The organism is Lentiprolixibacter aurantiacus, assembly GCF_026241225.1.
Lineage (GTDB): Bacteria > Bacteroidota > Bacteroidia > Flavobacteriales > Flavobacteriaceae > Lentiprolixibacter > Lentiprolixibacter aurantiacus.
On sequence record NZ_JAPFQP010000001.1, the window covers coordinates 964530 to 991268 of the forward strand.

Annotated in this window: 21 protein-coding genes; 7 read left to right on the forward strand and 14 right to left on the reverse strand. The window is 45.8% G+C overall.

Annotated features, from left to right (window positions below; all coding sequences use genetic code 11):
- Window positions 1–17: 17 nt before the first annotated feature.
- From OO016_RS04280 to OO016_RS04290, 3 genes are read left to right on the forward strand one after another with little or no spacing between them, the layout of a single operon-like run.
- Entirely contained in the window at window positions 18–515 is a 498-nt protein-coding gene (locus OO016_RS04280) for a hypothetical protein (RefSeq protein WP_266011123.1), read from the forward strand.
- Entirely contained in the window at window positions 505–1002 is a 498-nt protein-coding gene (locus OO016_RS04285) for a nuclear transport factor 2 family protein (protein WP_266011125.1), read from the forward strand. The genes OO016_RS04280 and OO016_RS04285 overlap by 11 nt, the downstream gene beginning before the upstream one ends.
- Window positions 1003–1036: 34 nt before the next feature.
- Window positions 1037–2620 carry a trehalase family glycosidase gene (locus OO016_RS04290; RefSeq protein WP_266011127.1) on the forward strand — a complete coding sequence of 528 codons (1584 nt, stop codon included), beginning with the start codon at window positions 1037–1039 and terminating at the stop codon, window positions 2618–2620.
- A gap of 11 nt (window positions 2621–2631) precedes the next feature.
- On the opposite strand, the gene OO016_RS04295 is transcribed toward OO016_RS04290, so the two are convergent.
- From OO016_RS04295 to OO016_RS04305, 3 genes are all read right to left on the reverse strand, one after another.
- Window positions 2632–3336 (reverse strand): tetratricopeptide repeat protein, encoded by a 705-nt coding sequence (locus tag OO016_RS04295; RefSeq protein WP_266011129.1) that lies wholly within the window; start codon window positions 3334–3336, stop codon window positions 2632–2634.
- 111 nt (window positions 3337–3447) lie between these two features.
- The gene (locus tag OO016_RS04300; protein ID WP_266011131.1) at window positions 3448–4257 is read right to left on the reverse strand and encodes an SDR family oxidoreductase; all 810 of its coding nucleotides are present in this window, start codon (window positions 4255–4257) and stop codon (window positions 3448–3450) included.
- The gene (locus OO016_RS04305) at window positions 4250–6535 is read right to left on the reverse strand and encodes a M20/M25/M40 family metallo-hydrolase (protein WP_266011133.1); all 2286 of its coding nucleotides are present in this window, start codon (window positions 6533–6535) and stop codon (window positions 4250–4252) included. Before OO016_RS04305 ends, OO016_RS04300 begins: the two co-directional genes overlap by 8 nt.
- 123 nt (window positions 6536–6658) lie before the next feature.
- Between OO016_RS04305 and OO016_RS04310 the strand changes: the two genes are divergently transcribed.
- Window positions 6659–7129 (forward strand): CBS domain-containing protein, encoded by a 471-nt coding sequence (locus tag OO016_RS04310; protein WP_266011135.1) that lies wholly within the window; start codon window positions 6659–6661, stop codon window positions 7127–7129.
- Window position 7130: 1 nt separating this feature from the next.
- On the opposite strand, the gene OO016_RS04315 is transcribed toward OO016_RS04310, so the two are convergent.
- Genes OO016_RS04315 through OO016_RS04325 form a run of 3 tightly spaced genes read right to left on the reverse strand, consistent with a single transcriptional unit; the run spans window position 7131 to window position 12287 of the window.
- A complete protein-coding gene (locus OO016_RS04315; RefSeq protein WP_266011137.1) occupies window positions 7131–7487 on the reverse strand; it encodes a hypothetical protein in 357 nt (118 codons plus the stop codon).
- 56 nt (window positions 7488–7543) lie between these two features.
- Entirely contained in the window at window positions 7544–10693 is a 3150-nt protein-coding gene (locus OO016_RS04320; RefSeq protein ID WP_266011138.1) for a VPS10 domain-containing protein, read from the reverse strand.
- Window positions 10694–10739: 46 nt separating this feature from the next.
- Entirely contained in the window at window positions 10740–12287 is a 1548-nt protein-coding gene (locus OO016_RS04325; RefSeq protein WP_266011140.1) for a M20/M25/M40 family metallo-hydrolase, read from the reverse strand.
- Between the two features lie 215 nt (window positions 12288–12502).
- Between OO016_RS04325 and OO016_RS04330 the strand changes: the two genes are divergently transcribed.
- Window positions 12503–12835 carry a single-stranded DNA-binding protein gene (locus OO016_RS04330; RefSeq protein ID WP_266011142.1) on the forward strand — a complete coding sequence of 111 codons (333 nt, stop codon included), beginning with the start codon at window positions 12503–12505 and terminating at the stop codon, window positions 12833–12835.
- Window positions 12836–13153: 318 nt separating this feature from the next.
- Here the strand turns inward: OO016_RS04330 and OO016_RS04340 are convergent, their stop codons facing one another.
- From OO016_RS04340 to OO016_RS04360, 5 genes are all read right to left on the reverse strand, one after another.
- Window positions 13154–13672 (reverse strand): ferritin, encoded by a 519-nt coding sequence (locus OO016_RS04340; RefSeq protein ID WP_266011146.1) that lies wholly within the window; start codon window positions 13670–13672, stop codon window positions 13154–13156.
- 119 nt (window positions 13673–13791) lie between these two features.
- Window positions 13792–14694 (reverse strand): histone deacetylase family protein, encoded by a 903-nt coding sequence (locus tag OO016_RS04345; RefSeq protein WP_266011962.1) that lies wholly within the window; start codon window positions 14692–14694, stop codon window positions 13792–13794.
- A 141-nt stretch (window positions 14695–14835) separates the two neighbouring features.
- On the reverse strand, window positions 14836–16911 hold the full coding sequence (gene metG / locus OO016_RS04350; protein WP_266011148.1) for a methionine--tRNA ligase: 2076 nt from the start codon (window positions 16909–16911) through the stop codon (window positions 14836–14838).
- 135 nt (window positions 16912–17046) lie between these two features.
- Window positions 17047–18741: a DUF1501 domain-containing protein gene (locus tag OO016_RS04355; protein WP_266011150.1), complete on the reverse strand. Its 1695-nt coding sequence runs from the start codon at window positions 18739–18741 to the stop codon at window positions 17047–17049.
- A 10-nt stretch (window positions 18742–18751) separates the two neighbouring features.
- Window positions 18752–20260, reverse strand: coding sequence for a DUF1800 domain-containing protein (locus OO016_RS04360; protein ID WP_266011152.1), 1509 nt, complete (start codon window positions 20258–20260; stop codon window positions 18752–18754).
- A 190-nt stretch (window positions 20261–20450) separates the two neighbouring features.
- Here OO016_RS04360 and OO016_RS04365 point away from each other — a divergent pair, with 190 nt between their 5' ends.
- Together OO016_RS04365 and OO016_RS04370 are read left to right on the forward strand one after the other, a co-directional pair.
- Window positions 20451–20810 (forward strand): YraN family protein, encoded by a 360-nt coding sequence (locus OO016_RS04365; protein WP_266011154.1) that lies wholly within the window; start codon window positions 20451–20453, stop codon window positions 20808–20810.
- A gap of 58 nt (window positions 20811–20868) precedes the next feature.
- Complete coding sequence (locus tag OO016_RS04370) at window positions 20869–21528, forward strand: aspartate kinase (RefSeq protein ID WP_266011156.1); 660 nt, start codon at window positions 20869–20871, stop codon at window positions 21526–21528.
- 7 nt (window positions 21529–21535) lie between these two features.
- On the opposite strand, the gene mfd is transcribed toward OO016_RS04370, so the two are convergent.
- Genes mfd through pdeM form a run of 3 tightly spaced genes read right to left on the reverse strand, consistent with a single transcriptional unit; the run spans window position 21536 to window position 26734 of the window.
- Window positions 21536–24910 (reverse strand): transcription-repair coupling factor, encoded by a 3375-nt coding sequence (gene mfd / locus OO016_RS04375; protein ID WP_266011158.1) that lies wholly within the window; start codon window positions 24908–24910, stop codon window positions 21536–21538.
- 28 nt (window positions 24911–24938) lie between these two features.
- Window positions 24939–26087 (reverse strand): aminotransferase class V-fold PLP-dependent enzyme, encoded by a 1149-nt coding sequence (locus tag OO016_RS04380; RefSeq protein WP_266011160.1) that lies wholly within the window; start codon window positions 26085–26087, stop codon window positions 24939–24941.
- Window positions 26084–26734 (reverse strand): ligase-associated DNA damage response endonuclease PdeM, encoded by a 651-nt coding sequence (gene pdeM, locus OO016_RS04385; protein WP_266011162.1) that lies wholly within the window; start codon window positions 26732–26734, stop codon window positions 26084–26086. Before pdeM ends, OO016_RS04380 begins: the two co-directional genes overlap by 4 nt.
- Window positions 26735–26739: the final 5 nt, after the last annotated feature.

Genomic DNA, 26739 nt, shown 5'->3' on the forward strand with positions numbered 1-26739 from the left:
ATTTGTACATTCGCTTTATGCGTTTCATTTACCTATTTAGTGCCTTAATCATTTTAATGTCGGCCTGCCGGGGAGTTGGTGATGGGCAGGAGTTCGTCGGGACCAGTGTTGTGGAAATTGATGTACAGGAGCTGCCGCAGCGGAGCGCTGTAAACCCAGAAGCTACTGAAATGCTTAAAGAATGGACAGCCTTCCAGGAAATGGAAACCAGTTTTGATGCATTATACCGGGTAGCCAATAATGAAGATCTCATCCTGGTTGTTGAGGATATGATTTTGAAGCAAACTGAGCTGGAGACTTCCGAATATCCTGAAGCCTTTGATACCCCTCAGGTTAAAAGCCGCCAGAAAGTCTTTAAAACCTTTTTGCTGAAACTCAAGGCTGCTGTAGAATACCGCAATGATGTAATTGCTCCGGCAAAAGAAATGATATTGGCCTATAATGCCTTTCGTGAACAATTTAATGTTACCGTAAACAATACACTGGACCTAAATGAAATCCTCGATGAAAATTAAAACCTGTTTCCTTCTTCTTTTTCTGTCCATTGGCCTGCAGGCTCAGGAAACCCCCAAAAAAACCATTCACAAAGTCCTGGATGCATGGCATGATGCAGCTGCCAGGGCCGATTTTGAAGCCTATTTTAATCTGATGGGTGAGCAGAGCGCCTTTATTGGCACCGATGCCATGGAGAATTGGCAGCGTAAAGCTTTTGAGGCCTTTTCCAGGCCCTATTTTGATCAGGGAAAAGCATGGGCATTCCAGGCCAGGGAGCGCAATATCTACCTGTCTGCAGATGGTTCTGTGGCCTGGTTTGATGAATTGCTCGATACCTGGATGGGGACCTGTCGCGGCTCTGGGGTGCTGGAAAAAGCGGGAGATTCCTGGAAGATCAGGCATTATGTGCTTTCCATTACCATACCGAATGAGGAGGTGGAACCGGTAATAGCGCTGAAGAAAAGTAAAGACAGCCTGATCCGAAAACAGGTACAGCGCAACTGGTAAAATCCTTGATTTATCCATCACAAGCATTTTTATTATGAACAACCGATCCCTATTGATTCTTTTGACCCTTTTTGTTTGTGCTTGTCGCACAGAAACACCCAGGGCCATTTCCAATGTTGATTTTTACGCAACTGAGTTTTTTCATGAAGTTCAGACCAGGGCTATTTTCAAGGACTCCAAAACGTTTACCGATTTGGTGCCACTTGCGCCATATTCGGAAGTGCTGGCCAAATATGAATTGGAAAAGGACAATGCTGATTTTGACCTTAAAGCTTTTGTGGAAAATAATTTCAGTGATCAATCCACAGCTGTATTATCCTTTGAAACGGATACCACAAAGACCATGTATGAGCATATTAGTAGCATATGGCCCAAGCTTACCAGGGGGCCCGATAAGATAATTCCCTTTTCTTCTCGTATTCCGTTGCCCTATTCCTATGTGGTTCCCGGAGGGCGTTTCAAGGAAATTTATTACTGGGACAGCTACTTTACCATTGAAGGTCTTTTAGTGGATGATGAGCTGGAATTGGCAAAGAATATGGTTGCCAACTTCAGCCATTTGATTGATTCCATAGGATTTATTCCCAATGGAACACGCAATTACTATCTAACCCGCTCTCAACCACCATTTTTCAGTCTGATGGTGGATGCATTATCCAAAAGCGACAGCACTGCAGCCCGGGAATATTTTCCAAGCATAGTCAGGGAATACCAGTTCTGGATGAAAGGAATGGACAGTGTTCCAACCAGTAGTGGGGCATATCGCTATACCGTTCAACTGGGAGATACCTTGCATTTAAATCGTTACTGGGACATGGGAACCACACCCAGACCGGAGGCTTATAAGGAAGACAGGCATTTGGCAGGCGAGTTAAATTCTGAGGAAGAGAAACAGGCCCTGTATGTAAACCTCAGGGCTGCAGCAGCTTCAGGCTGGGATTTCAGTAGTCGCTGGTTCCTTGAAGATGAATTCGCCTCTACAGCTACATCCCGAATTATTCCCGTGGATCTGAATTGTCTGATGTATTTCATGGAGAAGGAAATCGCAGAGGGATTTGCCATACAGGGCAATAAGGAATCTGCCGAGGATTATGAAAAAAGGGCCGCAAAAAGGGCCAAGGCCATTCAGACCTTATTCTGGAATCCGGACATGCAGTATTTTCACGACTACCATTTGGACTCCGGATCAACCATGGGACAATTGACCCTGGCCGGGGCGTTCCCCCTTTATTTTGAGCTGGCTTCCCCGGAGCAGGCAAAAGGGGTTCGAAACCGGCTGATGAACGACTTCCTCCGGGATGGCGGATTGCTAACTACACTTAAGGATTCGGGCCAGCAATGGGATGCCCCAAATGGCTGGGCTCCACTGCAATGGATTGCAGTAAAAGGGTTGCTCAACTATGGCTACCATGAGGAAGCCATTACCATTATGGAAAGGTGGCTTGCTTTAAATGAGCGCGTTTACCGCAATACGGGCAAGATGATGGAGAAATATAATGTAGAAGATATCACCCTGCTTTCCGGGGGTGGCGAATACGAAACCCAGGATGGATTTGGATGGACCAACGGTGTTGCCCTGGGGTTCAGGGAACTCTTGGATCAACTCAAAGAAGAATAGAACCTTTGGGGTTAATTCTTTTCTTCCTCCTCAGAACTCTGTTTTCTTGATTCCAGGGCCTGTTTGCTCAGACTGGCCAGGTTGAAATTCGGATCTATTTTAAGGGCCTCATCAATAGTGGCAATGGCCATATCTATATTATTGCGGTCCATATTGTATTGCACCAGTCCTTTGAGATGGATCAGGGCCGCCTTTAAGGGTACTTCATACGGTTGCTGCCTTTCATAAAAGGCGTACTTCATTTCGTCTTTGGCGTTCTCAATTCCATAGTCAATATTTGTGCTGGCGCCGGCATTATCACCAACCTGGATTTTCAGGTCGGCCAGCTCATAAGCCATATAAGCGTTTGGCTTCCTTTTGAAGAGGATCTCAAAGTGCTCAATGGCCCTTTTGGGTTGATTCAGTGCCTTAAGTGAAACCGCTTTAACCTGTACAGCCAGGTCAGAATCAGCTTCGTTTTTTTCGATGCTTCTCAGGGTATTCAAGGCCTGTAAATGCTGGTTGTTATTGGCATAAACGTAGGCGAGGGTATCCCGTCTTTCTATGGTGGGTGACAACACATTCAAATGTGTCAGGGCATTAATAACCCCATTTACATCCCCCTGCAGGCGCATTTCTTTGTAAAATGCCTCGTAATGGGTGAGGAGTTCACTTTTTGTCTGGGCCTGGGCACTTAAACTACCCAATAAGATAGCTACCAATAAAAACCGTTTCATCATTCTATTTTTAGTGGGCCAAAACTAAGATTTTTTTTTGGGTCTCGTGCTAGAGAAAATCTTAAAAACGATAGGGAACACGTTAAAATTAAAGGTCTTACCGGAATTTGATTACTCCCAAATGCTTTTGGAAAAGGTAAAACCTCTTTTGGGCAGGTTAATACTATCTACATTCTTGCCTTCATTGGCACCAGCTTCCTGCATAAACTCTGGAGGCTCAAGGCCCATCTTTTCGGCCTGGCCCCTGTAGTATTTTTGTTTCGATGGATGTTCCGGGGATACTCCGTTGAAAATGGCATCCCACCAATCCCGTTCCAATATGGTAGTAAGAAGAGCAATACAATCGTCCAGATGTATGAGGTTTACCGGATGGTGGCCGTTTTTCAAATCCTTTCTTCCAGCCAGACTCCTGGCGGGGTGACGATCGGGTCCTATAAGTCCGCCAAAACGGACAATCGCTGTTTTAAGATTCTGGTCTGTCCTGAAAAGGTCTTCGGCCCGGAGGAGTTGTCTCCCACTTGCCGAACCGGGTTCAGGAATGGTGTTTTCGGTTACTTTACCACTTACCGCCCCATATACGGAGGTGCTGCTTACAAAAATCACCCTGGCAACTCCTGCTGATGCAATGTGTTCATGAAGCCTTTTCAATTTGAGCACATAATCCGATGTATTTCCTCCCCTCAGGGCCGGGGGTATATTGATGATAATAACGTCCAGTCCACTTAGAAATGAAGTGATGTTGCCTTCAATTCCTTGTTCTGAAATGGAAATCATAAAAGGAGCTACCCCGCTTTTCACCAGCAGGGTTAATTTGGCTTCACTGGTTGTGGTACCGCGAACGGTGTATCCTCTTTCAGCCAGATGTTTGGCCAGGGGAAGTCCCAGCCACCCACAACCCATAATACCAATGGTTTTATTCAAAATGCAGGGATTTGGTGACCAAAATGGCGTCGTTTAGTACAAATGGCATGGGAATGTTGTTTTCTGGCCTTGCGGGAATGGAAAACAAATCATGGGTTAAAAGGTCATTGGAGGCCTCGTAAAAAGTCAATTCCAATTGTTCCTCCGCTGGATAAGTCAGTTTTAGCAAAGTAGGATCATTATCACTGATATAATGGGTAATAAGTTTGCCAGCTCTTCGATTGGCCAGGTAGTATTGGGATAGTGCTATGCCGTTTACTGTAGCCGAACTGAGATTGATTTTATTGGTAAATACTTCAAGCCTGTTTACCGGTCTCCGGTGGCTCACCGATAGCTCAATCAAACGCTGATTACCCATAAGAGTATCCCGGATTACGTTCAAATCAGGTCCTGCAATAGGTTTCAGGGTTGCGGGCGCAACAAAACTGAACCCGGTGCTGTATTTACTGCTGATCGTTTTTTTGGCCAGTTTATCAGAAGTACCTGACTGCTCGCCCAGGTATTGAGATGTCCAGGCGGAAGGGACCTTTTCGTAGGTAGCCCATTGTGCGGTATTTGCATCTTTATCCAGAACATAGAGCAAGCTTGAGGGTTTGGCATTTTCCACATCAAATTCATGAGACAGGTGGGCATCGATAAGGAAGCCCGTAAATAAGAGGAGGAATAGGTAGGCTAAAGCCTTCTTGATTTTATAATGTCCGAAAAGGGGCAATAGCAAAAAGAATATCAGTGAGCTCAAAAGGGTAGTGCTAACCAGCATTTTTAGCCCAAGGCCAACAGGAAACATCTTTACGAAAGGGGTAAAAATTATAAGGGCGGGCAGGGAAAGGAAAGCCATTAGTAAACCGTTGGGGTGCTCCTCTTTTGAATTGATCAGGATCCCGGCCAACAAAGCGTACACAGGGATTATGAAAAAAGCCGCTCCCGGCAGGTATTCTGCCAGAAGGCCACAAATTATGACCCAGAGCAGGGCAGGGGCCACCAGCAGATTGGCGACGGATTGCTTTTGAAACCAGTGATAGACAAGGAAACAAACCGCTATTGAAAAATATGCCATGGATGCAATGTAGGCATGTCCGTTGTAGGTAAACCCGTGGAGCATGTCCTGGTATTCCGGATATATTGTTTTTAAAAATGGCCAGATGAAATACCCTGCCAACCCATTTATAAGGAGGATCAGTAAAAGGGGATTGAAACCTATAGCAATTCCTTTTAAAGAAAGACGCTTTTTCCTCAGCCCCAGATAAATGATCCATAGAAAAATCACTACTGACAGGAAGAACATAGGCCAGATCCATTCAAAAGGATAGGCTACCAGTCCGAAATAGGGTACATTGAAATAATTGTAATCATTTAGGCTTTTGAGATTTTCCAGATTTGCTTCGCTGAAGTGCAACAGCAATGGCATAATATAGCTGCCCTGATGTGCCAGGCTTTCCCGGTCCAGTCGCTCATAGTTGTCCCGTACTGTATGGTAATCGTAATGATCGTCTATAAAAGCGAAGTTAAAACCCTCAATATCCTGATCTTCTCTGAAAACCGTTAAATCCGTGTCGTTAGGAAGCATCTTGTAAATGCTGTATGCCAGAGAATTGGCTACGGGATAATCGGGTTTGGCCTTGATAAATTCTTCTATCAGCCTGCCGTTTCCGCGATTGGTTTCAATCAACATATAGCTTTCACCTCCGCTGCCGCGCGCTTCAAAATTTAGGATGAGCCCCACTTCTTTGGTCCATGGATGATTGTTCGCAAAAAGGTCTGCCCCGTTAAGGCCCAGTTCTTCTGCATCCGTAATAACAATGATAATATCGTTCTTCGGCTGTATTCCACGTGCCAGAAAAGCCCGAACTCCCTCCAAAATAGTGGCTACCCCACTGCCGGCATCACTGGCGCCCAGAGCAGAATGCGGATTGCTGTCGTAATGTGATAGCAACATCAGGGCCTTTCCTTTTTCCCGGCCTTTGATCCTTGTCAGGATATTTTGGGCCCTGCTAAGGTTGCCCCAGTCTCCTGCGGTATAGCCTTCCTGTATGCTGGTCTGTAACCCTAGCTTTTCCAATTCTCCGACAACATAGGCCCTTACTTCCTGATGCCCGGCAAAACCAACTGCATGTGGAGCCTTGGACATTTTCTTTACATGGACGAGGGCGCGGTCTGTGGAAAAGAGGTCTGTACTAAGTTCCATGTCTGGGGAATAAGAGGGCATTGCCAACCGAAATGTAAGGCTGGTTACCGCAAGGATTAAAAAGGCCGTAAGGATGGCTGTGCTGTTTTTCATAAAATGGACTTAGCCTACTAAATGTAAAGATTTTTGGCTTTTTTGAACCGTTGGTCGGCAGAATTTACGAGTATTCAAGAAAAAACGTATATTTAATATTCACCGAACCAAAAAAATAAAACTATGGCAATAAAGAGTTTTCAAGGCAAAAGGGCCAAGTCCGATTCCAGGAAGGAGTATAACGCGCCTATTCTGGTAGAAGATTATATGAGCAAGAAGCTGGTCACTTTTCGTCCGGATCAGTCTATTCTGGAAGTAATGGAAGCTTTTGCCAAGCATCATATCTCCGGGGGTCCTGTGTTGGACGATAACGGTTTTTTAGTCGGTATCATTTCCGAAGCAGATTGTATGAAGCAGATTTCGGAAAGCCGCTATTTTAATCAGCCTATCCTTGATAAGAATGTAGAAAAGTACATGACTAAGGAGGTGGAAACCATTTCACACGATATGAGTATTTTCGATGCAGCCGGGGTTTTCGACAAGCATAACCGTAGACGGTTGCCTGTAATGAAAGATGACCTGATCGTAGGTCAGATCAGTCGTAAGGACGTGGTCATTGCAGCATTGAAACTAAGCGGACAGAACTGGAAATAGGTTATTCCCGTTTTACAATCATATAATAATCATTATCCAGGGACAAATACCCTAAATCGTACACAAAATAATAGGTACTGCCTTTTTTTGTGGTATACAGGCTTGTAAAAAAGTCAAAATCAAAACCCTTATCGATCAGCTTGTTCCGAGTGGTCCGGGTCTTGCCTTCCTTGAGCGGAAAACTATCCAGGATACGATAGTTTTTTCGCAGCCGGTTATTGATATTGCGGATAAGGTTTTTGCTATCCTTGTTCCTTTTGTTATGATAAGCATTGCGACAATAGTCCGAACAGAATTTCTTATCTGTCCGACCCCTGATCGGCTCCTCGCACTCCAAACATTTCCTTTGCTTTTCCATAGGCCATCGCCAGTATTGCCGAAATTTGCCTGATCCCGGTATTTTGAACAGTATTGCTATTCTTCCAGGATAATGGCAGGTAAGCCCAAAGCTAAATACATCTGGTTATAGGCTTTCATTTCGTCCTGTATGATTTTATTCTTTTCCATACGGAATCCGGACCATTGGTTGAGCAGGTCTTTCAAGCGTTCCTTAGCGCCCATCGTTACCCTGGGTTCTGCTTTATCCACGTAGTCCTTAAGATGCATCAACTGGGCGTTCAACTGGTTATTAAAGTTGATCACGTCCTGGAACGTCTTCTGCTTTGGCTGGATGAGGTTTTCCTCCCATTTACCCACTCTTTCTGCAATGGCTTTGCCTTTCTCCAGGAGTTCTTCGGCACTTTTATTGTCTTTTAAGAGTTTGGCATAGTGCTCAACCTGTTTTTTGGCTGATCGCATCTGATTGACTGATTCGTGGATTTCCCGAATAGTATTCTCAATCTGCTCCAGGAATTCCTGCTGCTCCTGAAACTCGGCTGCTGAGGCATTTACCTTTGGATTGGGCAGGACAACGGCAGTGGTCTCTGATGTTTGTTCGCCCATGGATAGCCGCAATCGATAGGTTCCGGGCCCTACATGCGCACCCCGGTAATCCCCGTAAACAAAAACATTATCTACCGCTGGAAGGGCTTCCCTGGTAAAGTCCCAGGTAAACCGATTGAACCCTTTTTTGGCAGGCAGTATTTCTGGTCTGGGCGGACCTCCGGGCCATGTCCTGAAATCCTCGGGTTTCTTGCTGCTATATTTTTTAAGGAGCTTCTGGCCCTTGAAGACTTCCAGAGTGAGTTCCAGGGAATCTGCCTTTTCAGACAGGTAATAATCCACGGTTACCCCGGATTTCGGATTTTGTCCGAGACCAGGAACTGGCCGGTCTGTGCTTCCGCCCACTATCAGGTGCCTGTCTTTGGGTTTGAACAGGGTAATTCCCTGTGGGTTTGCCGGATAATTCTGCAGGGCCGATAAGTCGTCCAGAATCCAGAAGGAACGTCCAGCGGTCGCAGCTACCAGATCATTCTGTCGAATGGTGAGGTCATTGATGGGTACAACCGGCATATTCAATTGAAACGCTTGCCAGTTTCGGCCATCATCAAAGGATATGAACAGTCCTGTTTCCGTTCCTGCATAGAGCAATCCTTTTCTCACAGGATCTTCCCTGACCATCCTGACAAAAGTGTGTTCCCCTTCAATGCCGTTTGTTATGGATGACCACGATTGCCCGTAATCCGTGGTTTTAAAGATATAGGGTTTCAGGTCCATAAACTTATATCGCATCACAACCACGTAGGCAGTTCCGGGATCATGAGGGGAAACCTCTATGCTGTTTATAATGCTCTCGGGAAGGTTGGGAGGTGTTACATCCATCCAGTTTTCACCTCCATCCCGGGTGAGGTGTACAAGCCCGTCATCACTTCCGGCCCAGAGCACTCCTTCTTTATGTGGTGATTCTACCAGGGCCATGAGGGTGTTGTAGTTTTCCCCACCTGCAGCCTCATTGGTATAGGGACCTCCTCCGGGTCCCTGCTTGCTCTTTTCATTTCGCGTAAGATCAGGACTTACTACATCCCAGCTATGCCCGCCATCCCTGGTGCGAAATACAACATTCCCGGCATGGTAGATGGTGTTGCGGTCATGGGGAGAACTGATGATAGGCGCATTCCAGTTATACCGGAATTTGAAATCTTCCGGGGCGATACTCAATCCAAGTTCCGGGTATTCCTTTATGCTTTTGCCCTCATTGGAGGCCTTTACCCATTTTTCAATTATTCCCTGATAGCACCCCCCAAAAACAACCTCAGGATTATCCGGATCAAAAGCCAGGAAGGCGCTTTCGCACCCGGCTACCGAATACCAGTCCTTCCAGTCAATACCGGCATCATTGGTCCTGCTGGCAATGGCAATTGCGGAATTGTCCTGCTGCCCGCCATAGACATTATAAGGAACAAGGTTATCCGTTATAACGCGGTAGAACTGTGCGGTGGGCTGGTTCTGCTGACTACTCCAGCTCCTGCCCCCATTGTTGGAAATGTTTGCTCCCCCGTCATTGGAATTGATCATTTTCGAATTGTCATGGGGATGGATCCACAAATGGTGGTTATCTCCGTGTGGAGTGGGTACCGGGGCAAAAGTTTTTCCGCCATCAATGGATTTTGTTACAGGTGCATTGAGCACGTAGACGATATTTTCATTCTGAGGATCGGCAAAGATCTCCATGTAGTACCAGGATCGTGCGATATTGATTCGGTCCTTGTTAACCTGTGTCCATTTTTTGCCGGCATCATCAGAACGGTAAACCCCACCTTTGGTGCCTTCGGCTTCAATCACTGCAAACACGCGTTCAGGATTTGCGCGCGAAACCGATATTCCTGCCTTCCCGAACTCTTTCGGAAGGCCTTCTTTCATTTGTTCCCAGGTATCCCCTCCATCGGTTGATTTGTACAAACCGGATTTTTCTCCGCCAGATTCCATGGTCCAGGGGTATCTCCGGTGCTGCCACATGGCCGCGTACAGTATCAGGGGGTTTTTCATGTCCATAGAAAGGGAAGAAGCACCAGTATTAGCATTCAGATACAGTACTTTTTCCCAGCTTTTTCCTCCATCTTTTGATCGATAGATGCCCCTGTCTTCGGACGGGCCGTACTGAGCACCCTGGGCAGCAACAAAAACTATGTTGGGATTGGAAGGGTGAATGATTACATCCGATATATGCCGTGTATAATCCAGGCCCATATGATCCCAGGTTTTTCCTGCATCAGTAGATTTATAGACCCCATCTCCCATTGAGGTCATTACGCCCCGTGCGGCGTGTTCGCCCATCCCGGCGAACACAATATTCGGATTGCTTTCTGAAGCGGCCAGTGCCCCCACCGTACCTGTTTTTAAAAAACCATCGGATACATTTTTCCAGCTGATCCCATCATCGGTTGTTTTCCAGATTCCCCCTCCGGTACTTCCCATGTAATAGGTCATGGGTTGCCCTACAACCCCTGTAGAGGTTACACTCCTCCCTCCGCGGAAAGGACCTATATTCCGCCATTTGAGGTTGTGGAAAAGGGAATCGTGAATGCGTATAGAAGCTTCCTGATTTGATTTTCTTTTTCTTCTTTGGGCCTCTCCGTTTATGGGTAGGAATGTAGCTGCTACAAGCAGCAGGATAAGTGCTCTCATGGTTATACAGGTTGGTAATTTAATTCTAACAATTTCCGACAGGCTATTACTGGCCCCCATTGCGATTAGGTGATCTGGGCGATGGCCATTCGCGCTGTTGTCCCGTTCTGGGATTAACAGGTAACACAGCCCTCTCCCTTGAAGTCCTTTCCGGATCTTCACTGGCCATATAGGTCAGGATAGCTGTAAGCAGGGCATTATTGCGAACATCGTCGAAAACAATCTTGTCATAGGTGTCCAGGTTGGTATGCCAGGTATAATTCCAGTAGCTCCAGCTCAATGAACTCAGCGAAAAAGCCGGTGCCCCTTTGGCAACAAAGGAGGCATAGTCCGATCCACCTCTGCCGGGGCTACCGGGAAAAGTGGTTTCAATATGCTTTGTAATAGTGTCCGGAACAGCTGCCAGCCAGCGCCCGAGATAATCATATGCATGAAGAAACCCCTGACCTGAAATTTGTACCACCCTTCCGGTGCCATTATCCTGGTTAAAAAGGGCCTGAAGGCCTTTCACTACTTCTTCCCTGTCTTCCACAAATGCCCGGGAACCGTTTAATCCCTGTTCCTCACTTCCCCATAGGCCCACAATGATAGTGCGTTTTGGGTTTGGGTAGACCTTCTTTAGGATACGTGCCGCTTCCATCATGGTTATGGTGCCGGTACCGTTGTCTGTGGCGCCGGTCCCTCCATCCCAGGAATCGAAATGTGCGGAAAGCACAATATATTCATCAGGTAATTCCTTGCCGGGGATAGTGGCGATTGTATTGAAAGTAGGCACCCTTCCGAGTTCTTTAGATTCTGCAACAACACGCAGTTTAGGTTTGTCTCCGTTTACAGCCATACGATACAGCATGCCGTAATCTTCCAGAGAAAGGTCAATAACGGGGATGTTTTTGGTATTGGCACCGAATATTTTATTTGCCCCGAAGGCCCTGGACCATCTGGATTGGAGAATCCCTGCTGCCCCTGCTTCTTCCAATGCCTGGTTAAGGGTGCGGGAATTGTAGCCGGTATTCCTGATGTTCTGGCGCCATGCCTGCGTTTGTTCCTCACGTTCTTTTTTCATTTTTTCGAAGGAAGTCTCCGTAGCAAATTCTTCCCAGTTATAATCTGGTCTGCCCGTAGGTTGAGGCATGGAAATGCATACCCATTTTCCTTTAATGCCGGTTAGCCATTCCGCAAATGCATCTGCATCGGCAACCGTTGGAAGTGTAACTATATTGGCAGTTATTCCTCCGGGCGGAGTACCCGGGCTCCAAGCGAGCTGACGGCCGTGGAGGGACACCACCCGCGGTGAGATAAGATCAATATGGCAGATACCCCGCTCCCATCCACGCCAGGTACCCCATTCTTCGTTTTTCGCTTTAATACCCCATTCCGAGAAGGTATCCACAGCCCAGTCATGAGCCTTTTTCATTTGTGGTGTGCCTACCAGACGGGGACCCACAACATCCATGAGTTCATGGGCAAGGGATTCCAAATGAGAATTTTCATAGGCCTCTTTTTCCATTTCAGAGACAACAGATTGCACGGTTTGTGCCTGTACGGCAGTAAAAAGGATGATCGTGCCGATAAAGGAAAGCATTAGCTTTTTCATTGAGTTACATAGTTTTTTGAAGTGACCTAAGATAAGAATAAATAGGAATCCATGCCTTACCATCTTTCCCGCGTTGAATTGTATGCAAATGAATACAAATGTTTACAAACGAAAATAAATAATTCCCTGACAGCTGTTTGCACTGCCGGGCTTTATGTTTGCCCTGTCAGTTAGGTAACTGATGGTATTAACTGTTTAACCTTAAATTAAAAATTATGAATGCACTTAGAAACAAAGTACAGTTGATTGGACACCTAGGTCAGGACCCTGAAATCATCAATCTGGACAGTGGTAAAAAGCTGGCCAAATTCTCTTTGGCTACCAATGAAATCTATCGCAATGAGCAGGGTGAGAAGACTACGGAAACCCAGTGGCACAACGTTGTAGCCTGGGGGAAGACTGCTGATATTATTGAGCAATACCTGGTAAAAGGAAACGAAGTGGCCATAGAGGGGAAATTAACCCATCGGAGTTATGAATCTAAAGAGGGTGACAAGCGCTATATCACTGAAGTGCGTTGTAACGAATTGCTGATGCTGGGCAAATAATAGAAAAGCCCCCGATTTTCAGCGGGGGCTTTTCATATACAGATTATCTAATCTAAAATAAACACTAAGCAACTTTCTTAAGTAAATCGTAGCAGGGACAACGACCGCATCGTTTTTTCTCTCCTTTTCTGTATTTCTTACAACATTTGCTCTTTACATTCTGGTTTAAAAGGTTTTTCAGGTTTTTTGGTTTCAGGCCTCCTGTGATCGCCTGCAACTCTTTGTATTCCTTATTTTCCTTTTTTTTACCCATGTTGTACCCACATCGATACAACAAATATAATTATTTTAATTTATTCTAAATAAGAATTATTAAAATTATTCTGCGGTACCGGAAGCGGCGCTTTCCACAGTAATCATTTGCACATCCCTGTCGAAAAGATACAAGCCACCTTTATCGTTTCCAATCAGGTTTATTTTATCCAGGATGGTCCTGGCTAAAGCTTCTTCCTCTATCTGTTCTGCCACATACCACTGCAAGAAATTGTGTGTGGCGTAGTCCTTCTCTTCGAGGGATACATGCACCAGTTCATTGATACTTTTAGAAACGAAAATTTCATGGTCGTACAATTTCTGGAACATCTTCTGGAAGGTGCCAAATTCCGTTTCTGGAGCAGACAGGTCAGTTATATGAGCATGTCCTCCGCGCTCATTTACGTATTTGATAAGCTTTAGCATATGCATGCGTTCCTCGTCTGAGTGTTTGTACATAAACTGGGCAATTCCTTCCAGGCCTTTTACTTCGGCCCAGCAAGCCATGGATAAATATACCTGTGAAGATTCAGCTTCCACCCTAATTTGTTGGTTGAGGGCAGCCTCCATATTTTTTGTAAGCATAGTCTTTGAGTTTTTATCAAATTTACGAATTCTTTATGGCCTAATTAAATGCTGGCAAACAAGATTTATGCTTTTCACTTAATTGAACCTTCCAGGATCAACTTGTAGATAGTTTAAGGTTAGAAATAAATCGCCTGAACCAGCCTGAAAGTATTGGCATGCGCCTGTACTATGGTCTTTATATCTGGAGAATAACCCCCGCCCATACTGCACTGTACGGGGATGTTATGATTTTGGCACATTTCCAGAACCATCTGATCGCGACGCCGGCACCCTTCTAAAGAGAGGGAAAGTGTGCCCAGTTTGTCCGAGGCCAGTATATCTACCCCACAGAGATAGAATATAAAGTCCGGATTTACTTTTTTCAGCAGATGATCCAGAAGACCCTCCAGCATACCCAGGTATTCCTTATCCTCAGTGCCCGGACTCAGCGCAATGTCTATATCAGAAATCTCCTTTTTGAAGGGATAATTTTTAGTTCCGTGGACCGAACAGGTAAAAACGGAGGGATCGTCCTGGAAAATTTCAGCGGTGCCATTACCCTGGTGTACATCCAGGTCCAGTATCAGTACTTTTTTGGCCAGTCCTTCATTTATAAGATACCGGGCACCTATGGCCTGATCATTCAGCATGCAGAACGCTTCACCCCTATTGCTATATGCATGGTGCGTACCCCCTGCAATATTCATGGCTACGCCGTTTTGAATCGCGAAATGACACCCCTTTAGAGTACCATCGGCAATTATGCGCTCCCGGGCCACCAATTCTTCACTTAAGGGAAAACCAATTTTGCGCGCTTCCCTTGGGGGTATTTTGAGGTTGATCAGGTCGTAAAAATATTCCGGATCGTGTACGGCAACAATATGCTTATCATTGGGTATTTCAGGCTCAAAAAAGTTTTCTGGTGTACAGGTTCCTTCATGGAGCAGCTGCTCTGGAAGGAGTTCGTACTTGAGCATGGGGAAGCGGTGTCCCTCGGGCAACGGATGTTTATAAATGGGGTGGTAGGCTATCTTTAGCATGAATTTATCCATAAGGACTTATCTGGGCCAGCGCTATAGCCTTAAAGTACAGGGCAAAGGCACAAAAAATCCTTTTCATTGTAAAAGTTTACTAAAACATAGGAAATGAAAATGTGAATAAAGGTAATGCAACCTTGTCCCTTAACTGATTACCGAGCCATTGTTTACAGAAGGTTCGTCGGGATTTAAGAACACCAGATTGCCCTCGGCATTTTCAGTCATCAGAATCATTCCCTGACTTTCTACGCCCCGGAGTGGCCTTGGGGCCAGGTTTACCAGTACAGTGACTTTTTTGCCAATGATATCTTCAGCTTCGAAATCTTCTGCAATCCCTGAAACAATTGTTCTTGTATCCAATCCCGTATCTACTTTCAGGACCATTAATTTCTTGGTTTTTGGCATTTTGGAAGCCTCAAGAATGGTTCCTACGCGCATGTCCATTTTACTGAAATCCTCAAAACTTATGGTTTCTTTCTGGTCCATGATATCATTATTGGTTTTTTCGTTTGCCTTTTTGGTGGCTTCGAGCTTATCTAACTGCTTTTGAATCTCCTTGTCTTCTATTTTACGGAAAAGCAAGCTGGCTTTATTAAGCTGCTTGCCTGGTTCAAGCAGGGTTTCTCTGGATTGAACAGTTGTCCAGCCTAAGTCCCTGTCTTCTTCCAGGGCAAGTATTTTCCTTAGCCTGGCAGCTGTAAAAGGGAGGAAAGGTTCGCTGAGAACGCCCAGGGCGGCTGCAACCTGCAGTCCTATGTAGATTATGGATTTTACCCTTTCCGGATCTTCCTTGATTACTTTCCAGGGTTCTTCATCGGCCAGGTATTTATTCCCCAGCCGGGCCAAATTCATAAGTTCCTGACTGCCTTCCCGGAAACGGTAACGCTCAAGTGAGTCAGCAAGGACTTGTGGGAATTTCTTTATTTCGGCAAGAACCCGAAGGTCTTCTTCATTGAGGCCGGAATGCTGTGGAACCTGCCCATCGAAATACTTATGCGTCAGCACTACCACACGATTTATGAAATTACCGAAGATGGCTACCAGTTCGCTGTTGTTCCTGGCCTGAAAATCTTTCCAGGTAAAGTCATTATCCTTGGTTTCAGGTGCGTTGGCGGTTAGTGTGTAACGCAATACGTCCTGCATGTCCGGAAATTCCTGGAGGTATTCATGTAGCCAGACAGCCCAATTTTTGGAAGTGGAAAGTTTCTGCCCCTCCAGATTCAGGAATTCGTTTGCGGGAACATTTTCAGGAAGCACATAATCCCCATGTGCTTTGAGCATGCTCGGAAAAATAATACAGTGAAAAACAATATTATCTTTCCCTATAAAGTGAACCAACTTGGTGTCCGGGCTTTTCCAGTAGGGTTCCCAGTCCTTGCCTTCACGGGCAGCCCATTCCCTGGTAGAGGAAATGTATCCGATAGGGGCATCGAACCAGACGTATAGTACTTTCCCTTCTGCATTTTCAAGGGGTACGGGGATTCCCCAATCCAGGTCCCTGGTCACTGCCCTCGGTTTCAGCCCCTCATCTATCCAGGATTTGCATTGTCCGTATACATTGGGTTTCCAATCCTTCTTATGTCCCTCCAGGATCCATGTCCTGAGAAATTCTTCATATCTGTCCAGGGGGAGAAACCAGTGTTTGGTGTCTTTAAGGCTGGGTGCTGCGCCACTGAGCACAGATTTTGGATTGATAAGGTCAGTAGCATTGAGGGACGAGCCACAGTTCTCACATTGGTCACCATAAGCTTCCTCATAACCACATTTCGGACAGGTTCCTGTAACAAACCTGTCGGCCAAAAACTGTCCCGCTTCCTCATCGTACAGCTGGGCGGTTGTTTCCTCAATAAAATCATTTTGTTTGTAGAGTTTCAGGAAAAAATCTGAAGCTGTTTCATGATGGATCTTAGCTGAGGTGCGGGAATAGTTGTCAAAAGATATCCCAAAATCCTGGAACGACTTTTTTATGATGCCGTGGTATTTATCTATGAGTTCGCTAGGGGAGATCCCCTCCTTTTTCGCCTTCATAGGAATCGCCACACCGTGCTCATCACTGCCACACACATAAGCCACATCTTTGCCTATCCCTCTCAGGTAACGGGCATAAATATCTGCCGGCACATATACACCGGCCAAATGACCAATATGTATGGGGCCGTTGGTATAGGGAAGTGCTGCCGTAATGGTATATCTGGACGGGGATGTGCTGCTCTTGGACATTAACTCAAAGTTAAGGCACAAAAATAACCAATTTTAATCCCTTTAAGGAAAAGTGGAAAAAGAAAACCCTCAGGCCCGGATCCTTTTCAAAAAGGGGATTCCTAACATGAGGGTTTGCCGAAGTAGCTGTTTTTACTATGCTACCATTATAGATTTAGACATTTTTCGGTCTGAAACCTGGATGCGGTAAATGTATTTACCGGTAGACAGGTGCATAGGCATGCGTTCGCGAATATTGATTTCAGTCGTTCCCTGTATCATTATTTCGTTAACAACAGTACCTACATTTTGTCCGATAATATTGTAAAGCTGAATATCCACATGGGCCGTAAAGGGCATCTCCAGGAAAATATGTGGGGCCTCCTTGGTTGGATAAAATGGCTTGTGTACAATGGCTTCCAGCAATTCCGGAGTGGGATCTTCCGCTACCGGATCTTCCGGAGTTGGCGGCGTTGGCGGATCATTGTTATAGGCAATATCCGGGAATTCCACACCACTACAGTTGAAACCTAAATTTACCGGGTTATAGGGATGGTTGAGCAGGTGTTGCTCTACCAATGGGATGGGAACACAAAGCCATTCTGCGAGTACGGTGGCATAGAGGTCCCTGAAGTCCATGGTGTACTCCAGGTTTCCTCGCCCATTTGGATTGTCAAGTGATGGGTGATCCCCAACAAAAGCACTTCCGTTAAGCCCCGAACCAAAGAACAATGTGGGTGCTGCCTTTCCGTGGTCCGTACCATTGGATCCGTTTTCGAAGATCCGTCGTCCGAACTCGGAAAAGGTCATACTTAGCACTTTTTCATCCTGCTGGGTGAAAGACAGGTCTTCGTAAAAGTTATTCACCGCAATGGATAATGTAGACATGAGTCTTTCGTGGGCCAGGGGCTGGTTTCCGTGGGTATCAAATCCACCCATGGAAATCATGTACACCTTGGTTCCCAGATTACCTTTAATTAAACGTGCGAGCAGCGCCAGTTGCCTTGCAAAACCATTGTCCTGGTATTCCACCTGGTTTTGTCCCCGCTCATAGGCCTCGTGAATCAGCCCCGCGTACTCGTAGGTAGTGTTTGCGACTCCCCTCAGGAATTTAAGCTGATCGCCATACATACATTCGTTGAACAGGGCAGGGTCCAGGCTGTATTGCTGACCGGTTTGTGCAATTTCTTCCAACTGGTTGATGTTGGAGGTTACAAAGGCATAGTTGGTTTCCTCACCCTGGAAGATCAGGTTTCCGAAGTTACCGATCTGGATGGCCGCTGGTGAGGTCGGGGGGTTGATCAGGTAATCCGGGTAGAGGTCTTCAAAATAGCGTCCCATCCAACCGGTATCCAGACCTGTAAACCCTGTGGTGGTCAGGTCTGTATTGGCATAGATGTCGGAACCTGTAAAATGGGAAAGGCTTTGGTTTTCATAGCCTACCCCGTGAACAGCTTTGAATTGTCCCTCACCCCATAGAGGCTCCAGGGCATTCATATAGGAAGGTACTCCAAAATCATCAGTTAATTTCAGGATCTTACTTTCCGGGATATAGATATTGGGACGGGCATTGGCATAAGTATCGTATTGCTGAATAGGAATAACGGTGCTCAAGCCGTCATTACCTCCTGATAACCTGATCAGGATCAGAATAGAATCTGAATCGGCATTGGCAATGGCCGCAGTAAGAGGCGATGGGGCCGAAGCAGAAAGCATATTGCTTCCCAGCATTATGGAACCAGAGCCCGCTATTCCCAGCGCCTGAAGGAAGGAACGCCGACTCCAGTACTTGTGTTCCTCATCGTGCTGGTTCTGATCTTTTATGTTAATGGGGATATGATTGTTACACATAGCAGTAGGTTTATTTTAGTTGGAACTCTGGTTGTCTGATTAGGTGCATCAACAGAAAGAATACCTGTTGGGGTACTTCCGGGCTAACGGCTAGCATCCAGAGGCCAAGGCCCCCCGGAATATAGTCCGGGCCGTAGTAGCTCTCCGGAACGTCCTCGATCTTGAAAACGGACATGGCGTTTTCAAAATCCTGTGCAGTTAACAAGCCCTTTGGGGTAAACTTGTTGACTAATGCACTAACGACGGTCTCCGGGTTGCTGGTGTTGCTATCGACTGCTCCCACAGCTTCCATTGCCAGAGTTCTAAATTGGTCCTGGCTATTCTGAAAAGCCATTTCCAGGAATACCTCAGAAGTAAGCCATCTCCCAATAATGAAATTGGTATTGATCCAGGAGCGGTCCCGCTGCCAGCCGGCCACATCAAAAGGATCAAAAAGTGTCTGACCCAGCATACGGCAGGTGCTTACTACATTGAGCAATAAGTTGTCATCATAACTAAAGCTGGTTTCATTAAGTAATCCCAGGTAGATATCAAAAGGACTCTTTATGATTACCCCGATGGCTTCATCATCAAAAAAGTGCTCACTCTTGAAAAGTTGAGCCAGGACAGGGGCAATTTCAAAATTGCTGGCAATAAATGTGCTTGCCAGACCAGAAATAATTGCCTGCGCATTGCCGGCATCATCATCAGAATCCGGATGCACAAAAAACTCGTATAGTTTTTTGCATATAAATCCTGCTATTTCGTTGGGGCGTTCTTCAAAGAGGATATCGATCACATCGTCGTACCCCCAGTTACCGGTGCGTCCAAGAATCGTCTTGGTACCTGCATCGAACCGGGTGGGATCAAAGGTAACCTGCTCGCAGCCGAGCTCACCACGTTCCACATAACCGGTAAGGGCTCGTGAGGTTTCAATGATATCTTGTTCGGTATACCCGTTACCTTCACCCAATGTGAATAACTCATAAAGCTCACGCGCATAGTTTTCATTCGGGTTGTTGCCATTGTTGTAAGCCCCGTCGAGGTAATAGAGCATGGCCGAGGTAAGGCCTATTTCACTAACAAACGTTTTAAAGTTGCCAATAGCATTGCGCTGCAAACAGTCCGTGTAATAATATAGGAACGAATTACAGTCGTATATATCTATCTCGGTCACAAAATGGTTGCTCCAGAAAAAGCTAAGCCGATCCCTGAGGTTGTCATTAAGCATGGCATTGGTATAGGTAATGCGCCATTCATCCAGCTGTTGCCGCCTCACCTGTCTTGCTGCATCATCATCTGCCGGATAGTTGCTATTGTTCCAATCGGCCCAAACAGGAGGAGCCGTTGGAGGCATGTTAACGGCCTCGCTGATCAGCGCGTCCACAAGGGGACCTGCGTTCTGACCAACCGCCTGATCGATAGTCTGAACTGAGGCACTGAAGCCCAGCCTTCTGTACAAATGCGCCGCCCTGAGTTTGTCCAGGGGAGTTGTGTATGGCGCTAATGTAGAAGTGTTACAATTAACGAAGAATTCCATAGTCTTTTTTAGGCTTTAAGAACGTTCATGTGTTAGGGGCAAGTTCTTAACGATTAAACCTAATGTATATTATGGTATAAAAGGTTTTTTGGTTGTTCTGCAAGGTAAATTACAATCTAATCCCTAATATGGGCTGAAATGCCTTGAAATTTCGATGAAATGCAGGAATTTTCTTAAAATAGAGCCATTTATGGGAGATAGTTACCTTCTTGGAAAGCGGGGCGAAGATGCAGCAGCAAAGTTCTTACAAGAGATTGGATATGAGATTATTGGCAGGAATTACCGCTATATGAAGGCCGAAATTGACCTTATCGCCAGAAAAGGAGATACGCTGGCCATTGTTGAGGTCAAAACCAGGACGGGGACTCCCCTGGAAAAAGTCCTGGATGCAATCCATCGCAGGAAAATAGAGCGATTACTCCAGGCAGCCGATCACTTCATTGTCTCAAATCAACTACAAGTAAATGCACGATTTGATATTATCTGGATTACCCGGGATAGGAAGGGTTTTAAATTGGATCATATTGAAAATGCTTTTTATCATTTTTGAAATTTAACTATTTGTGTTATTTGTAACATTATGTTAGTTTTGCTTCATACAGAAGAATATGAGAACTATTTCGGCAGTAGTAGAGAACTACATCAAGAAAAAGCCATTTTTGCAGAGTGCTTTGGCCCAGGGCATCATCAATCTTACTTCCTTATCCAGGCAGGTAAAACCTGAGGTGGAAGAGGAACTTGGGAAAGAGGTCCGGAACGGAGCGATTGTGATGGCGCTTAAACGCTTGTCGGATGATCTCGAATTCAGGGCTACACACCGGATACTGAAAGTACTTAAGAACATTGGTGAAATTACAGTAAGGTCGTCCCTGACGGATTTTACCTTCCTGGTCTCGGATTCCATACTCGAGAACCAAAGCCGGTTACTGGAAGAAGTAAACAGGAACAAGGATGTGTTTTATACTTCATCCCGAGGGGTTAATGAATTGAATATAGTGGTAAGCAATACTTTGGAAAGTACGGTGGAGGAATTTTTCAGGAATGAACGCTGTACCCAGAAAGCCAGTAACCTATCCTCCATTACAGTAAAGCTGCCTGCCGAAAACGTCTCCGTTCCCGGCATATATTATTTTATCTTTCAGAGACTCGCCTGGGAAGGGATTGTTCTTTATGAAGTAATATCAACCACAAACGAGTTCACCATTCTGGTTAATGATGAGCAGGTGGAAAGTGCTTTTAAGACCATAAAAGACCTTAAATCACTGTAACGTCCTTTTAATTTGCAGGTACTTTTTCCTGAAATGCGCTCAGGGCCAGGAGCGCATCATCAATGTGTTCGATCCCTTCTAAAATCAGCAAAAGCCTCAGGCCTTTTCGGGTTTGCTTTTCTTTTATTTTAACATCGCCCGGATGTGCCTGGGCATGCCGTAAAACTCTCGTAAAAACCGGACTTTGGTAGTAGGCTGATTCTTGGTCCGAAATGAAATACCCCAGCAACTTGCCTTTTTTCATTACCACTTTTTCCAGGCCCAAATCCTGGGCGATCCATTTGATCCTCACAGAATTCAGTAGATCCCTTGCCGGTTCGGGAAGCGGTCCGAAACGATCTACCACCTGGGTCTCAAACTCCTCCAGCTCTCCATCGTCCTTAACCTCGTTAAGCCGGGTATACAGATTGAGCCTTTCCGAGATATTGTTAATGTAGGAATCGGGGAACAGCAATTCAAAGTCGCTATCCAACTGTGATTCTTTGACAAAACTGCCCTTATCTGCATCTGCATAGAGGTCTTTGAACTCTTTTTCCTTGAGCTCTTCTATCGCTTCTGCCAGGATCTTCTGATAGGTCTCAAAACCAATTTCATTGATAAATCCGCTTTGTTCTCCCCCAAGCAGGTCACCAGCTCCCCTTATTTCCAGATCTTTCATGGCAATATTAAAGCCACTGCCGAGAGCGGTAAATTGTTCCAGTGCCTGAATGCGTTTGCGGGCTTCGGTAGTCATCATGTCATAGGGAGGGGTAATGAAGTAGCAAAAAGCCTTTTTGTTGCTTCTACCAACCCGGCCACGCATCTGGTGCAGGTCGCTTAAGCCAAAGTTGTTGGCATTGTTGATCAGGATGGTATTGGCGTTGGTCACATCAAGGCCGCTTTCCACAATAGTAGTGGAGACAAGAACATCAAACTCCCCGTTCATAAATGCCAGCATAAGCTGTTCCAGTTTGCGCCCCTCCATCTGTCCGTGTCCAATTCCAATCTTTGCATCGGGAACAAGCCGCTGAAGCATTCCGGCCACTTCTTTAATATTCTCAATGCGGTTGTGTATAAAAAACACCTGTCCGCCCCGCTGTATCTCATAACTCACAGCATCCCTTATGATCGCCTCGTTGAAGCGTACTACATGGCTTTCAATAGGGTAGCGGTTTGGTGGGGGAGTATTGATTACCGAAAGGTCCCTTGCCGCCATAAGGCTGAATTGCAATGTTCTGGGGATGGGGGTGGCGGTCAGCGTTAGCACGTCCACATTTTCTTTCATTGCTTTCAGCTTGTCCTTTACGGAAACCCCGAACTTCTGTTCCTCATCAACAATCAACAACCCCAGGTCTTTAAAAGCAACATTTTTATTGACCAACTGATGCGTTCCAATAACGATATCCAGTTGTCCGGAGGCCAGTTTTTCCTGAATCTCACGTTTTTCCTTTGCCGTCCGGAACCTGTTCAGGTAATCTACAGAAACCGGCATGTCTTTCAATCGTTCTGAAAAAGTACGATTATGCTGAAAAGCCAGAATGGTAGTAGGTACAAGGACAGCTACCTGTTTCCCGTTTTCCACGGCCTTGAACGCTGCCCTGATGGCTACCTCTGTTTTTCCAAAGCCCACATCCCCGCAAATAAGTCGGTCCATGGGTCTGGTACTTTCCATATCCTTTTTGATATCATCCGTGGCTTTGCTCTGGTCCGGGGTGTCTTCATAGAGGAAAGATGCTTCCAGTTCGTGCTGCAAATAGCTGTCAGGAGCGTACTGAAAACCTTTCTGCAAGCGGCGCTTGGCATAAACCTTAATAAGGTCGAAGGCTATTTTCTTAACCCTGGACTTGGTTTTTTGCTTGAGTTTTTTCCAGGCGGCAGAGCCCAGTTTGTATATCTTGGGAACTGCTCCATCTTTCCCATTGTACTTTGCAATTTTATGCAGGGAGTGGATACTGACATAGAGAATGTCCCGATCCCCATACATCAGTTTGATAGCCTCCTGGGTTTTCCCCTCAACCTCTATTTTTTTAAGGCCGCCAAATTTTCCTATGCCGTGATCAATATGGGTTACGTAATCTCCTATTTCGAGTTTATTCAGCTCCTTTAAGGTGATTGCCTGCTTTTTTGCATACCCATTTTTCAGATGAAACTTGTGATAGCGTTCAAAGATCTGGTGGTCGGTAAGGCAAACAAGTTTGAGGTCGTCACTGATAAACCCCTGGAACAGTGGCAGCACCAGAGTTTTGTAATGAACCACCTCATCCATCTGGTCAAAAATATCATGAAACCGCTGTGCCTGCTGCTCGGTGGCGCAGCACAAAACATTTTGGTAGCCTTCTTCATAACGCTTATTCAGTGCATTAATGAGAAGATCAAACTTCTTGTTGAAGGCGGGTTGCGGGTGACTGCTGAAGGATACCTCTTTAATTTCCTGATCTGCATTCGGGATAAGCGGAATCCTTGAGGCTTTTCCCCCAAGGGTTATTACCGAAACCGAAGCCAGCTGTTCCCTCAGCAAGTTGCTGTTCACAAAAAGTTCTGCGGGTGTGCTGTGTGTAAGTTCGGATGCCAGTTTGCTGAACTCATTCCTGGCTTTATCAAAGAAATCATCGATCCGGTGAAAAAGCATTTCCGGGTTTTTGATGAACACCCGGGTATTCCCCGTGATGTATTTCAGAAAACTTTCCCGTGATTCCTGCAAAAACTTGTTTTCCACGTTGGGGATAATCCGGATACGTTTTACCTGGCCTGTGGACAGTTGTGTTTCCACATCGAAGGTCCGTATACTGTCTACCTCATTGCCAAAAAACTCAATCCGATAAGGTTCATCGTGAGAAAAGGAAAAGACATCCACAATACCACCCCTAACCGAAAACTCCCCTGGTTCGGTAACAAAATCTACCCTTTTAAACTCGTATTCAAAAAGCACCTCGTTCAGGAAGTCAAGAGAATAGGAATCCTGCACCTGAATCTTAAGGGTATTTTTTTCCAGTTCCTTCCGCGTAACCACCTTTTCAAAAAGGGCATCCGGATAGGTCACGATCAAAGCCGGTTTCTTTCGGGAGTTGATCCTGTTGAGCACCTCTGCCCTCAGAAGCACGTTGGCGTTGTCTGTTTCTTCTATCTGGTAGGGTCTCCGGTAACTGCCGGGAAAGAACAGCACATCCTTGTCTCCCAGGAGATGTTCGAGGTCGTTTAGGTAATAGGCAGCTTCTTCCTTGTCGTTAAAGACCAGCAAAAATGGTTCTGATGAAGTTCTGAAAAGGGAAGCGAGAACAAATGAAAGGGAAGAACCCGGGAGGTCATTGATTGCTGTGACACGTCCTTTTTGGGCAATAGCTTCCCTCAGAATCCCCAATTGGGGAGCCTGTTCAAAAAGTTTTTCTATGGTGGATTTGGTCACCCGGTAACTTTTGTGCAAATATACTCACTCAATCCTGAAAACAACTGGCCAGTCGCTCAAAATCAGCGGTTGTATTGTACAAATGAGGACTCACCCGAATGGCCTCTCCCCGATAGGATACATATATGTTCCGGCTTTCCATCCTGCTTTTTATGCTTTCCAGATCATGTTCGGGGCGCAGGTATATCCCGAATAAATGTTTTGCGCGGTAGGCATCTTCCTCAATGAAATACCCTGCCTCCCTGATGCTACTAACCGCCTTTGCCGAAATATGCTGACAATAGTGTTGTATATTTTCTGGTTTCCACAGCAGTAATTCCTCCACGGCTTTTAGCAACATCGGAATATGATTGAAATTACTGGATTCCCCTACAGAGTAACGCTCTGCTCCGGGCTGGAATTTTTCCTGGTATGCGGTCAGGCCTTTGAAATCTTCACTGTTCAGCCGGTTGATCCAGTTCTCTTCTATGGGAATACCCTCATTGAAAGACTCACTGTAATAAGCTAATCCAAGGGAGTATGGGCCCAGAAGCCATTTATAACCAGCACAAATCAGTGCATCGGGTTTCAGTTCCTTTATGGAAAAAGGCAGTGCGCCAACGCTTTGGGTTCCGTCTACAACCAAAAGGGCTCCGTGTTCCCGGCTTTTTTTTCGGATTGCCTTAAGATCAAACAAAGTCCCGTCTGCCCAATGCACATGGGGCAGGGCTACCACCGCGGTTTTATCCGTAATCTGCTCAAGGATAGACTCATTCCATTTTTCTCCCCTGTTTTCAAAGGTGTCAGGTGGTGTTACCGTTCTCAGAACCCCTCCCTTGCTGTCAGCAAGCCTTTTCCAGGAGTAGACGTGGCTGGGAAATTGTTCGGCAACCATAACGATCTCTTCCCCCTCTTTGAGTGAAATGTTTCTGGCAGCATTGGCAATTCCGTAAGAAGCTGATGGTACAATGGCTATTTGCTGAGGTGATTCCAGGGCAATTAAGCCCGCAAACTTTTTTTTGAGGAGGTTCCTGTTTGCAAAAAAATCGTCCGCACTGATCTTATACGGTTGGTTCTTTTTCCTCAGTGCTGTTATGCCTGCTTCCTCTACAGATTTGAGCTGGGGCGACATATAGGCCGCGTTCAGATAGGTAATCCCATCCGGCAGGCTAAACTTATCTTTCTGACATTCTATCATTTTGAAAAGCTGGGTGAAACGTCGATTACTTCATTGCCTGCTATGGCATAGACCTGGTCTTTTTTGCCCGGAGATAATACATGGCTTCCTGTAAATTCCCCGAATGCGGGTAAGATCATTTGTTTCTCATTTTTAAAAAAACAGGGCAACCTCAGTGACTGCCTTCCAACCCCCCGGAGACGTACGGCGGGATGCAGGTGACCGGAAAAGTTAAAATAGCCTTCCTCCTCTGAGGGGTGATGGGTAAAAAAAAACGGATGTTTGCGTATTACAGGGTAAACTTTTACCCCCAGGGATTCAAACTTCAGGGGAGATATAATATCATGATTTCCGGCAACCAAAGTAGTGTGATGTTTTTGTTCTCCGATCCAAGCTTCAAACAACTGCCATTCGCCATTCAGGTAAGAGTGGAACAAATCACCCATAAAATAAACTTCAAGGGGGTCGAAATGGTCGATTACCTTATTGAGAAGCTCAAAGTTTTTATGTATGGCCCCACGGGGAATAGCTGCTCCGGATTTGCGAAAATGAGAAACCTTTCCCAGGTGAACATCGCTTATTAAAAGGATCTTCGGACCTCTCCAAAAGAGGGCCCCCGAAGGATGCAGGGTAAAAATTTCTTCATAAATGCTAATATCCAGAGTCATGCCAT